Consider the following 12,780-nt stretch of genomic DNA (forward strand, 5'->3'; position numbering starts at 1 on the left):
TGAAATTTCTTATATTTACGACGTAATTGCATATGATAGATGATCAAAGTTATTCTATACTTGAAAGGAGCAATGATATGAAAGAAAAACTACTAATTGCCTGCGATGTAGGTAGGCACACCAGTAAAGCAATAATGAACTATAATGGCAAAACCTACATCTCAATGTTCAGAACAAAAATCATGGAGGTTGAGAGGTTTGGTTTAGATATCCAACCTGCTTCATTCTTTCTCACATTTAACGGTAAGAGTTATCTGGTCGGGGATATGGTAAGTGAGGATTACTGCCTATTTGACCTTGACAAGACCTCACCGCAACAACAGATCGCTACGTACACTTGTATTGCTGATCTCCTGCAAAAAGCCCGCCTAAACCCTCAATATTTTGACATCCGTTTGTGTTGCAATATCCCAATCAATATGTACAAAAATGCTGATCTTAAACAGAAATATAAACACTTCATTGAAAACAATGGGGAACAAATTTCAATCAGCATAAACCAAAAGAAATTTGTGTTTCAGCTAACCGATGTAACGATAGCTTTTGAAGGAATGGGAGTAGTGTATGAACAAAACCCCAACCATTTAACTGTTACAAACGTGGTGGATATCGGAGGACTAAACGCAACACTCTGTACTTTTTCTGGCATTCAACCAAACTTTGACAGCATGAACGTATCAAATTTAGGGATAAATATAATGAAAGGGAAAATTGGAAAGGCATTAAATGAAAGACTTGGAATCTCTGTTTCTGCTAATGATTTAGAGCAAATCTTACACAACGGATTCCTCACACTAAGAGGGAAAGTTAATCTTGAAAGCAAAGAACTTATTACCAAGATTAAAAGAGAGCATTTCGAACAAATTGTTCAGTTTGCCCAAAGTAGAGGCTACACCTTTGTTGGCAATATAAATTTCTGTGGTGGGGGATCTTTGGCACTACAACAATTCATTAAAGAAGAGTTCCCAAATGCCATCGTCATTAATCCACAATTTGCCAATGTCCGCAGTTTCCAAAAAATCTTAGAGGTTAAATATAATGTCCAAGCGAACAAGATACACAATTAGTCTACTTCCCTCTGATATTGACATTATTGAACACTTGGAAAATATAAAAAAACATACCACGATTAGTAAGTATGTTAGAAACCTCATTAAAAGCGATTTGAATGGCAGTTATCGTGGCAATGTCGATATTGACCAAGTAGTGGAGAAGGTTATTCAGAGGATTAGAGAGGATGATGAATTTTCTCCCAATTTCACATCCAAAAATGAAGAAATTACAATCAGCGACGATCAAAGAGACATTATTTCGTCTCTATTTTAATCTTATAAATCGCAAAAGGAACTGGTGTATAATCGCCAGTTCCTTTTTCCTATTATCCCACACCCAAAGCCTTAAACACAGCATCTATCGGATCCGAATAAAAAACGGGTTGCACCTTCACCAACAAATCAGGTGGAACTGTCTGCAAGTCCATTACTGACGATGCTGGAATCAACACTTTCTTCTCTCCTGCATCAACACATACTTGCAACACGTTCGCAAACTCTTCTACTTTTGCAATCGTTCCTCCAACAGTCATATTACCGATAACAACGGTGCTTTCTTGTACAGGTTTGTTCAATGCACTTGAACATAACCCAATCAACTCAGCAATAGCCAGTTCGTTCGTTAGTCCGATGCCTTGAAGATCGCTTATATGCATGAGGTAATCTTTCGTTTTCGTGCTAATTACATTACTAATGCTTTTGCTTTTGCTGTTGGCTGTGAAGTAACGGAATGCAGTATCCAAGCTTTCTTTTGCTTCACGATAGGAGCCAACCCCCGACTTATCAAACTTCTCTGTTCCGCTTACAACCTCATTTTCAAGGAGTGAAATCATTTCATACGGAGATGATCCCAGTCACCGAATGAAGAATAGGAAAACACTTTTTGATTGAAAAGTGGTCAAACTTATTTGTCGAAAAATGATCAAATCTACTTGACGTTTACACACCTTCAAATGGGGACAAACACCGTAGCGAAGATATAGATTTGCTTAACCAATTGTTTTAATGAGCATTGAAAAAGGGAGACCGTAAATGGCCTCCCTATTATCACCTTTATTCCATACTCAATGGGCATCGATAACAGTATTGAGAGACACCACAAGGTCTTTTTGCGTTTTATAAGAAAGCTTACCTGCTATTGATACTTTATTTTAATCTGTATGCGGAAAAGTGAAATTGTTATTGATTCTTGTTCGACTTTTCCAAAAATGAATTGAGCTCTTCTCGAAACTTTTCTAATAGGCTTTTCATTGTTTTTCCCGTTTTGATACTATGTAGTAAATGTAGCTTCTCGTGTTCATTTGCAACATCAATCCACTCGTGTGAATCATCTACATTAGAAATTTCTTCATAAAAGAGGTTTTTATTTCCCAGAAGGTATTCTTCAAAGAGATTTCTTTCCAATTCATCTTTAAAAATAACTATTCCACTATATAGCCTATCTCTTGCCCAAATTGCTTCATGATTGTCTGCACTCAGAAATTCATGAAGAATATATTCCAAACTATCTCTCACAAAGTATTTATAAGAATAAGTTTCATCCCGATTATACTTGTCAAAATCCATAAATCCCCATTCAGGAACTGCTGTAATATATCGTCCACTGTCCAGTACGACAAACTGATGCCCGAACAACTTTGTCCCAAAATACCTTAATTCCAGCATTCCGTATGATGTGCTTGAATTCATCATTAAGTACGAATAGAATTCTGGATGTCCCCTATCACAATCGTCTTCCATATTCACTGTATATTCTGGATTGTAGACGTTGTAATACATATCACCGTCACTTTTCCACTCATTTTTATTCCGAAGCTTTTGTTTGATTTGTTCTAATGGTGGCCTGTTTAGCAAAAACCGCTTTCGCCATAAATACTCAATATGATTGATGTCGGCACTTTTATCAATATCTGTATTCGTATCGCCTACTCGGGTGTATATATAGTTTGCACAGACTTTCCTTTTCTGATATTGAAAATCATCAGTCAGGAAATATGGCGTATCTGTACTATTCTTTACGACTAATACATCGACTTCCTTTTCTCGTATGTATATAGTGTGCAATTCAATTGTCGGTCTTATGCCCCCACCGAACTTTTTACCCTTTAGAAAGTCAATTAGATTCTGCTGTGTTTTCCGATTAACGTCCCCATAAACTCCCTTTACAACATAATCATCACTCACACCAAAAATAATAAACGCATCTCTATCAGCCCTGTTATTTGCCATACAGATAATATCATGTAGCAGATCAGGATTCTTCTCATGATACATTTCTTTGAAATCCCAGTAGTCTCCTTCTCTTTTGGATACTATGAGCATTTCGATTTCGTATACGAGTTCAGAATCGTGCATTTCATTCCCTCCTCAAATAACCAAAATAAAAATAGTAAATCGTTTCTTGATAAATTTTATTTCACTTGAATTTTTAGATATTACATAAATTTAATTTATACCGTCTGACCCGCTTTCATCATCTTGCCGTCTATGTAACGTAAAATAATACGGGCTGTATTTATGACAAATTGAGCCTCTTCTTCGGGAAGGAATTCATCATTTGGATGTGCCATACTTCGTTGGTTTCTAATTTCATTTAGATTTTCAAGTAGTTTTGAAATGCTTGTCATCATTTGATTTATTGGTGCAATGTACGGTAAGTCATTTTTAAAGACTGGATGCTCTTGTCTAAGCTTGCTATAAACATCCTGAATTTTCGGCTCAGTTATCGTGAAGTGTATATTCGCTTCCTTACAAATGTGCAAGAGATATCCATGAAGAGCAGTGTGCATTCGATCTAATGCACTGTAAGAATCGTGACCCCTTAATAGTGTTTCTGCTTGGCTAAGTGCCTCTTCAACAAAAGAAGCTGTAATATGCAGTTCTGGGAGATCTACAAACCCTTGCTTTTCAAGCAATTCAATATATCCCGTAATTCGATCCAGTAATCTTATTTTCTGCTTTAGTTCTGTCTCATCCACCCCCATGTCTTCGAAGTATTCTAACGGGTATTTATCTAACACCCCTCTCAAAATTTTCAGTTGATCTTTTACATTTACACTGGATAAAATCGTCATAAATCGATCCCTTGTTGTACCCTCATACTCATTTGGATTTATCTCCAAATCACAATATAATGGATAAAATTCAGCATGGGTTCTATAAGAGAAATTCCCCAAGTAACCCCCACTCCCCCCGATATAAGCAACTACATTTTGAACATCAATCATTTTAAGTGTCATTTCAATACTTCCTTTAATAAGATAATTTTTCTGTTCATTTGTAGAAACAGTAAATGTATTACATATGACAACAATGGATCGGAACACAAGTCCCGACCCATTGTTTTTTCTTCTTTATTTAGTTTGTTTCCAAACTCAACTGCTCTGACTCTATTGGCTCCATCCAGTCATGACTTTTCCCTGTTACAACCCTATAATTAACCCCAATTTTCTCAAAATATTTCATCGCACAAAGGATTTTCCTTTTTTCATGTGGGAAGCGTAGCTCGTCGAGTTTGACCCCGCCTTTCGTTTCCCTCACCAATTCCAACTTCAATTTATCTTCGTATTTCCGTACAATTGCCCAGTCAGGGTTGTAATTCCCGATAATTTTCGGAAGGAGTATTTTAAATTTTGGCGGAAACTTGAAATAAAGAATAGTGTTGTCTTTTTCAACATCAGGCCGCACAAGTTCTTGAATAAAATCACGCTCAACATCTGAATCCACTTGCACCTTATCATATAACCCAGCTACCCCTGCTTCTATTAACTCACGTTGCGGTTGTTTGACCATTTCAGGGAATAATTCTTCTGAATCATAGATTTCTACGTTTTCATCAATTTCGAATTCAATATTATCAACAATATGATCACTTAAAGTAATTCGAATCTGGGACAGAAACTCAGAAATCCAGCCTTCAGGATTTGAAAAAATCTTCTCTTTCTGCTTCTCATTCATCCGCTTGAAGATTTCCACTATCGTCTTCTTCGTCAATTTTGTCTCGTTCGCAGTACGGGTTATGAAATCTGGGATTGAATAAGTAGTCTTATCGGCTTGTTCGTGGGGGAGCTTTTTAGGCTTTTCTGCTCGTTCGGTATGGAATTTGTATGGTTCAAACTTTTTCACAGTCACTTCATTTGTGAATTTAACATATGGCTCTCCATATACCTCACCTAAATGAAGAACTTTAAACCCTCGTAACCGATCATCCTTTGTTACATTCTTTAAATCATCATTTCCCTGTACATAAAACTCATTTTCAATACGGCTTCCCTTTGAATCCTCCATCTCTATTTTTAGCTTCGCTCGCTCTCCCTCGACTGCCGTAAGTGAAATCTTGTATTCACAAATGATAAAGCGTCCCTTTGTAATTTCTATAAATGGTAATGGGAATTTTGTAATGTTAAGACGATCCACACACTCTTCAATCAATTTGTCGGTGTTGACTTCCACTTTATAAGTCATTTTTTTATTTAGCTTTTGCCAGAATTCCTTGAACTCGTCGGAATTGTAAACTTCTTCTTTTCTTCGCACTTCGCTTTGCTCGGGCTTTTTGGGTACTGGAGGTGCGTTCGTGCCATCCTCGATGTACTCTTTCTGTAAACGGGACACGAAGGACTCATACTGTTCATTAGCTACAACAGTTAAAATATTGATGTCATGATTTTCTGTACGTTTTCCTTCCTGATTCACCGCTAACCGAAGCCCACGTCCAATTTCCTGACGCTTTTTCATCGTTGAACTTGTTTGATTTAGTGTACAGATTTGGAAGACATTCGGGTTGTCCCATCCTTCCTTTAACGCAGAGTGAGCGAAAATGAATGATACAGGTTCTTCAAAGCTTAAAAGACGCTCTTTCTCCTTCATAATTAGTTCAAATGCCAATTTCTCCATTTCTCTTTGGGGCTTCGTTCTTCCTTCCGTATCTACTGCATCCTCTTCAGGTGAATCAGCTTTAGGTTTCGCAAAATAACCTTCCCTAACCTCATTTGCAAAAAGGTCTTTATACTCAACATAATGACGCTTTAATCTTTCAAAACTTTCATCGAACAAGCGTTTAATTAAGCCATCACGAGCTGTATAGTTTTTCACCCTGTCTATAAAAAACAATGACAACACTTTGATTCCTTGTGCCTTCAAGTCTTGTTGGCGTTGCATATGAACACTAATTGTCCGTTCAATTTGAGCCCTAAAAATACTCTCTTTGGATAGCATGGAATCGCTCACTGATAAAATAATTCCATTCTCAAACGAGATAATTTGTTCATCATCCTGCTTACCATAACGTATTTCTTCTACTTTAAACCGCTTGTAATCAAGATTTTTCGTTTTGGAAAATAAATCATCACCTTGTTTTAAAGTAATATCTTTTTCTACCGACTCGCCTTGATCAAGAACAACAGCTCTTACAATAGCTGTTAAAGGATTTCTCTTGATTTCTAATAAACGAAGCATCTGTTCATTTAGATTATCCAGTTCCGAAACGCCAATCACTTCAATCTGTTTGACAAGATTATTTCTAAAAGCATCGATTGGAGTCAAACGATAAACTAAGTTCGGTATTTCTCGGTGAGTAGCGGAATATCGCAACACAAATAGAGGCTTCAGAGTTCTGATCGCTTCTTTTGCCTTACTTGTTTCGAAGTTCTGTGCTTCATCCAAAATAATAATGGGTCTTGTCGCTTGAATGTACTCATACGGCTTCCACTCGCCTGGCAATTTCTCAGTATGCTTAAAAATATTATTGCTTGCTTTGTTAAATGAATCAATTGTCATGACCATTACAGTTAAATCACTGTCACTTGCAAAGCTATTTAATTCTCCGATTTTACCACTGTCATATGAAATAACAGAGACATCTTGATTATCATATAACTGGCGAAAATGATTCCTCATTGTGTCCAAAGACTTTAGTACGCCTTGGTAAATTGCAACACTCGGCACGACAATAATGAACTTTGTGAAACCGTACTTTTTTTTCAATTCGTATAACGTACGGAGATAGACATACGTTTTACCCGTACCAGTCTCCATTTCTACAGTGAAATTAGGTACACGAATTGAATCATTTCCCGCTACTTCAAGTACCATACCATCGTCTACAACAAGCTCGCTTGAAAACTCCAACTCACTGCCACGGCTTTCATCATTACTCCGCTCTTGAATCATCTGTAGATTTTCAAATAATAAAATCTCGTCCAATATTTCATCAGATGAATAGTTGGGGATTATATCATTGACAGTGCCTGATAGAAGCTCTTTTTGCTCTTGATATGGCACTCCTTCAAATAAATCGACCACGCTGGAGATGGCATCTAATTGGAATTGTTGATCAGCATTATATTGTAACGTAAGTTTCTTAGCCATTTAGTCCATCTCCTCTAAATTGTTTTGACATTCATTGCTTCACTTAAAAGAATTTTTTGCTTATTGGTCAAAGAATCGTCAAGACAAATGAATGTTGCTTTTTCGAAATTAGCCGACAGGAAAGCCTCTGATTTCTCATCTAACTTCTCATCCAGGCAAATGACTAAAGAGAATGGAACATCCTCATGTTGAACAATCCAAAGCAAATTACCATAACTTTCATTATTCTCAATCCTACTGTCGAGGGGAAAGCCCTGATGGAGCATTAGTTCAGTTACTACATCTACGCCTTCAACATCTTCTTTAAGTGGAGCATTGGTAAATAAATCGATTTTGCTATCAAGACTTACAATACTATCATTTTTAAATAGTTCCCATTTTCTAATGTTCGTTTGATGCATCTCATACACTTTGAATCCCCGATCAGAATTACTTTCACTATTATTATTGTCGTAAATTTTGTTAATAACTCGACGTATTCGCTCTTTTGTTACATCTGCAATTGTTTCATAAAACTCGTTACCAGTAGGATCTGGTAGCTGAATTAAGATAAATTTTCTATTACCTTGATCTTCCTCATTCATTTCCAAAACAGCCTGAGCTGTCGTTCCCGATCCAGCGAAAAAATCTAATACTATATCTTTTTCATCATTACTTGTCGATAACTGCAGGATTTTCTTAATTAATCTTACAGGTTTCGGAGTTTCAAATGGCACACCAGTATCTTTAAATAATTCCCTTAATTCCTGCGTTGCTTCCTGGTTATCCCCGTTGTCTTCCCTTTTCCACCAAGTTGTGGGCACAGTACCATCCTGGACTTCGCTCAGGAATTTTTTTAAGGAAGGTACGTTATTACCTTCTTTTCCGAACCATATCCTATTTTCTTTGATGAAAGTATCGAAGTTTTCTTTAGAAGTAGTCCAACATCTGCCACTCGGCGGTTCTACAGTTCTCCCTCCAGGGGTGATAATTGGATAATCATATTGGGATGTATATGATTTAACTGAGAAATCAACCGCCTTCCACGGCCCTCTTTCATCATCGTCAGGATTTTTGTAAGAAGAATTTTGCTCATCAGTTCTGGGTAGTAAATTTCTCACCCATCCCATCTTTTCATTTTTACTATGTCTTTTCTTTTTTGCATAAACCACAATAAAATCGTGCATATCACTGAAATATGTAGCATCATTTTGAGGGGAGTATTTCTTCTGCCAAACTATATTAGCGACAAAATTTTCTTCCCCAAAGATTTCATCCATCACTTTCTTCAAGTTTGCATGCTCAGTATCGTCTATACTTACAAAGATTACCCCATCATCTTTCAGTAAATTTCTTGCCAATTTCAATCGGGGATACATCATATTTAACCAGTTTGCATGATATCTTCCACTTGCTTTTGGATTGCTCGTAAGCATGCCTTCTTCATCAGTTTGTTCTGTTTTTTGCAGATATTTTTCTACTGGATCTTTGAAGTCGTCCTTATACACAAAATCCCTGCCCGTATTGTATGGGGGGTCTATATAGACGCATTTCAATTTTCCAGAATAACTTTTCTGTAAAATACGAAGCACCTCTAAGTTATCGCCTTCTATAAGGATATTTTTTGTATCCTGTTCATTTACACCTTCACCCTCTGAAACTTTCAATGTACCTTGGGGGGAGAGGAAAGCAAGTTTTTTTGCTTCCTTCTTTCCAGACCAATTAAGTGTGAAAAACTCATCATTACCTTCAGCTATACCTTCTCCGTTCAGTGCTGTGATTTCTTCTTTTAGTAATTCAAAATTCACTTGTCCATCCGCAAAGGCCTCTGGAAAAAGCCTCTTTAAATTCACAATCCGTTCTTCGTCAATCCGTTCTGGTCTTTTCAAATCTTCAATTGACATTCCTTACACCTCTTCTTCATCTAATGTTGCTTCGGTTATCTCTACCCGCTCCTGCTCAGTTCCATAGTCATCGTAAAAGGCCATAAAATCGCTTCTTGCACGACTTGATGTAAAAGCATATTCCTTATACGATTCACATGAGAAACGCACATCACAGTTTCGACAAGCATGCTCTATAAAAGTTTTATTGTCTTTCATTTTTGTCTTTAATTTTTCAACAGGGGGAGCTTGGAATAAATGCTCCTCTATCATATCGACAACTTCACCAAAAGACTCAATATAGGTTTCTACTCGCCCAGGATCTAATTCGATCGGCACTTCTGGGTTCCACTCCTCAAATGCTTCTTTTAAAAACTGCTCATTGTTTGACTGAAAAGACCGTTGCTTTGCTTTTCTTAACGCTTCTGTTTCGCCTGTTGCAAGAATTGATGTACCATATAACTCTTGACCACGAGCAGACTGCCAAATATGGGCATAGACATTCAATTGTCCTTCGTAATCTTTTTTATTGTTTCTCACAAAATCAACATCATGTGTTTTAATATCGTACATCACTATTCGGTCGTCTTCTTTTACAACGTCAACGACACCTTGAATGGTATACGGTCTACCAGTCGGTGTTTTTTGTTGCGGAAGTGTAAGTTTCACTTCTGTATCTGAGACATTCTCTGCAACGTTTCGAAACTTTTTCCAATAGTTTTTCACTTGCTCCAATGCCAATTTCTTCACATGTGGTGAAAGGGAGTGACCCCCATCCAATCTTAAAAGTTCGTAGTTCTCTTCAAACGCTTCCTCAATGAAACGCAACATCTCATCATTATTCATCATTCCCACCTCGCATTGAAATGATTTGATTATGAATATCTTCAATTGTCTGATGTACGAGATTACCAAAAAGCATTGTTTGAGAACGTGAAGGCACAAATCCATACCTTTTAAAGACCATATAATTTCTCGGACACTTTATATACAAAAGATAATCGCTTGTATATGAGTAAACCTTGGGAATTTCATCTTCCTTCACTTGTACATCCGAAAGCTTAGCGACATCAATATTTGGGATCATCGGATAGTTCATTTCAGTGAATAGCTTTTTGAAAGCGGGGTCAACCACCTGACCTTGACCTCTTAGGTGAGTGATAATCAAACCATTTTCCGCCCTGGATAAAGCGACATAAAACAGCCTCATTGTATCAAATTCAGGGACTCTCTCCAAAGGTTCACTGTCTGCTTCAATTAATGGTCTAACAAGTTCCTCCACCCTTGGTACACCCCAGTTTCTTTTACCAGGACTTCCAAGCACAACATACGGAAACTCCAATCCTTTTGACTGATGGATCGTTAAAAATGGTATTCGTCCTTTTGGAAATGGTGTCTCTTCGTTCTCTACTTCCGATTCGCCTACCCTAAATAAACCATATACATAACGGCCAAAAAAGTCATTGGCAAAACGGTCTTCGACTAACCTTGCACCTGTAAGCATTGACTGAGATTGCTCCATATAACGTGCTAAATACTCCGAAATCATCGAGAGGTTCGAGATTGGCCCCTCGTCTTCACCATTTTCCGCCAGCTTGAACATGTGTGTAAAGTATGGAAAACCACAAAGTCGATAAAACAAGTCCAAGATGTTCCAGTCAACTGATGTTGCCCGATTCAAAATGTATTGAAGTGTAAATGGTTTTCCACCTTTTATTCTTTGCTCAATAATTTTGTCTAAGCGATCTGTACCAAGTCCCTTTAGTGTTTGTTGTGAAATAAGCGGTGTATTAGAAAAAGCCCTCTTATGTGTCTTTGGTACATAGATGTCACTCAATGACCATCCATTATCATTGGCAGTTTTCAGAAGACGAATATAGTCGTCTTTACATCTATTCAATTCTTCTACCTTAACATGAACAAATCGTTCTAATCGCTCATCTCTTTCCATGAGTTCCTTGGCAATTCCTTCAGTAACCTCCAGCCAATCATGGTAGTCTTTATAAGCACCCGAAAAGTCTTGTCTTGCTGGCTTCCCAAATACTTTTGTCAAGAGCCCAAACATCGCTACGGCTTCTTCGACCTCTAAAAATCGCCCTGCCCTTGGAGCGTATACATTGATCCCTTCGTCTTCCAAAGCTTTTTTCATTCGTTTTACATGCACATTGTTTTTTAGAGCTGGAAATAAGAATGCAATTTGGTTCGGATCTTCAACCTTTTTTTCATCAATCAAATTTCTAACAAATTGTGCAATCTCTTTCGCTACATCCTCAGATTTAGCAGGTGTTGTTGTTATAACTGAAAGGTCATTATCCTGGTGATGGGGTTGTATATCTTTTTCGTGCAACCGATAATAACCCTTCCCGTCTTCCCGTACCCAGCTAATCTTCTCGATGAACTTTTTGTAGGTTGTAACTATTTGCTTCTTAGAGCGATAATTAATATTCAGCTTTATTTCTTTTGGCGGTGTTTGCAAATATAATTCAGATCGCTGTGGGAATTGGACAAAGTTTTCTACTGTCGCTCCACGAAACCGATATAATGCTTGATCATCGTCGCCAACGACGCAAAGGTTTTTACGTCCTTTTGCGAGTCGAAAGAAAAGCTGTTCTTGAATTCGATTTGTGTCCTGAAATTCGTCAATGATAACATGCTCGAATTCATTTGTAACGTGTTCACTTTCAAGTAACTGGGTGAATGCTCTTTGCTGTAAAAGTGCAAAGTCGACCATATTAGTCGTCTGAAGTCGCTTTTTGTACCATTCATATAGCCTTGCAATTTGATGCAACATTTCGTCTTGCCCACTTACTGCATGGTCAATAATCTTTCCTACTTGCAGACTTTCTTCTGAAAAACGATTAAATATTGAAATAAGCGATAAAGTCGTTTCGTGTCGTGAATCTGATCGCCTTGAAAAGTATTGCTTCATTTCTAAACGCCATTCATTCTCATTTACATATAGTATTTCTTCCGTCACTTGCCAAAACGAGTTTGAATTAATAAAAAAGTATTGATCTAATTCATCCATTAGAATTGGCGGTTTCATCCTTGAACGATGTTTGACAAAACGTCTATCCGCAATTATCCTCTGGCAAAGAGAATGAACGGTTCCAATGTACATCCTTGAAATGTCATATGGTACACCCGTAATATTCGTAACTGAACCTAATATCGACTGCAAGCCATCCTTTAGTTGTTTAGCGGCCTTTTCCGTAAAGGTAGATAAAAAGATATTTTCAGGAACTACACCCTGAAACACAATGGCATTTACAGTTCTCCACAATAGAACACGCGTTTTACCTGAACCTGGGCCTGCCATCAGGAATAAAGGGCCATCTAACGACTTGATTGCTTCCATTTGACCGTCATTCGGAGTAAATCCATGTTTTTCAAATAAATCATACAATGTAATAGAAGTTGTTCCCATACTATCGAACCCTCCCTAAGCCGTTTCATATAGTATCATTCTACCATTACATGCGATGGATTTCTTGGAAGTT

Annotated in this window: 8 protein-coding genes and 1 pseudogene; 2 read left to right on the plus strand and 7 right to left on the minus strand. The window is 37.4% G+C overall.

The window, feature by feature from the left end; genetic code table 11:
* Positions 1-77: 77 nt before the first annotated feature.
* Both AC3RV6_RS15480 and AC3RV6_RS15485 read left to right on the plus strand, forming a co-directional pair.
* Positions 78-1,067: a ParM/StbA family protein gene (locus tag AC3RV6_RS15480; protein WP_489746866.1), complete on the plus strand. Its 990-nt coding sequence runs from the start codon at positions 78-80 to the stop codon at positions 1,065-1,067.
* Entirely contained in the window at positions 1,039-1,326 is a 288-nt protein-coding gene (locus AC3RV6_RS15485) for a hypothetical protein (protein WP_489746867.1), read from the plus strand. Before AC3RV6_RS15480 ends, AC3RV6_RS15485 begins: the two co-directional genes overlap by 29 nt.
* Positions 1,327-1,378: 52 nt before the next feature.
* Here AC3RV6_RS15485 and AC3RV6_RS15490 read toward each other — a convergent pair.
* From AC3RV6_RS15490 to AC3RV6_RS15520, 7 genes and pseudogenes are all read right to left on the minus strand, one after another.
* Positions 1,379-1,873, minus strand: a pseudogene (locus AC3RV6_RS15490) (S16 family serine protease); the annotation flags it as partial.
* A gap of 358 nt (positions 1,874-2,231) precedes the next feature.
* Complete coding sequence (locus AC3RV6_RS15495) at positions 2,232-3,407, minus strand: AlbA family DNA-binding domain-containing protein (protein ID WP_489746868.1); 1,176 nt, start codon at positions 3,405-3,407, stop codon at positions 2,232-2,234.
* Between the two features lie 95 nt (positions 3,408-3,502).
* Positions 3,503-4,291 (minus strand): abortive infection family protein, encoded by a 789-nt coding sequence (locus AC3RV6_RS15500; RefSeq protein ID WP_489746869.1) that lies wholly within the window; start codon positions 4,289-4,291, stop codon positions 3,503-3,505.
* Between the two features lie 118 nt (positions 4,292-4,409).
* Positions 4,410-7,418, minus strand: coding sequence for a restriction endonuclease (locus tag AC3RV6_RS15505; RefSeq protein ID WP_489746870.1), 3,009 nt, complete (start codon positions 7,416-7,418; stop codon positions 4,410-4,412).
* A 14-nt stretch (positions 7,419-7,432) separates the two neighbouring features.
* Positions 7,433-9,301, minus strand: a complete 1,869-nt coding sequence (locus AC3RV6_RS15510) for a site-specific DNA-methyltransferase (RefSeq protein ID WP_489746871.1) — start codon at positions 9,299-9,301, stop codon at positions 7,433-7,435.
* Positions 9,302-9,304: 3 nt separating this feature from the next.
* Positions 9,305-10,129, minus strand: a complete 825-nt coding sequence (locus AC3RV6_RS15515; RefSeq protein ID WP_489746872.1) for a PD-(D/E)XK nuclease family protein — start codon at positions 10,127-10,129, stop codon at positions 9,305-9,307.
* Positions 10,119-12,707: an ATP-dependent helicase gene (locus AC3RV6_RS15520; RefSeq protein ID WP_489746873.1), complete on the minus strand. Its 2,589-nt coding sequence runs from the start codon at positions 12,705-12,707 to the stop codon at positions 10,119-10,121. The genes AC3RV6_RS15515 and AC3RV6_RS15520 overlap by 11 nt, the downstream gene beginning before the upstream one ends.
* Positions 12,708-12,780: the final 73 nt, after the last annotated feature.

The sequence above is a fragment of the Sporosarcina sp. So3-204 genome, assembly GCF_058068165.1.

Excerpts from the sequence above, each read along its gene's own strand:
- AC3RV6_RS15480 (WP_489746866.1), top strand. The coding sequence starts at position 78 with ATGAAAGAAAAACTACTAATTGCCTGCGATGTAGGTAGGCACACCAGT.
- AC3RV6_RS15485 (WP_489746867.1), top strand. The coding sequence starts at position 1,039 with ATGTCCAAGCGAACAAGATACACAATTAGTCTACTTCCCTCTGATATT.
- AC3RV6_RS15495 (WP_489746868.1), bottom strand. The coding sequence starts at position 3,407 with ATGCACGATTCTGAACTCGTATACGAAATCGAAATGCTCATAGTATCC.
- AC3RV6_RS15500 (WP_489746869.1), bottom strand. The coding sequence starts at position 4,291 with ATGACACTTAAAATGATTGATGTTCAAAATGTAGTTGCTTATATCGGG.
- AC3RV6_RS15505 (WP_489746870.1), bottom strand. The coding sequence starts at position 7,418 with ATGGCTAAGAAACTTACGTTACAATATAATGCTGATCAACAATTCCAA.
- AC3RV6_RS15510 (WP_489746871.1), bottom strand. The coding sequence starts at position 9,301 with ATGTCAATTGAAGATTTGAAAAGACCAGAACGGATTGACGAAGAACGG.
- AC3RV6_RS15515 (WP_489746872.1), bottom strand. The coding sequence starts at position 10,129 with ATGATGAATAATGATGAGATGTTGCGTTTCATTGAGGAAGCGTTTGAA.
- AC3RV6_RS15520 (WP_489746873.1), bottom strand. The coding sequence starts at position 12,707 with ATGGGAACAACTTCTATTACATTGTATGATTTATTTGAAAAACATGGA.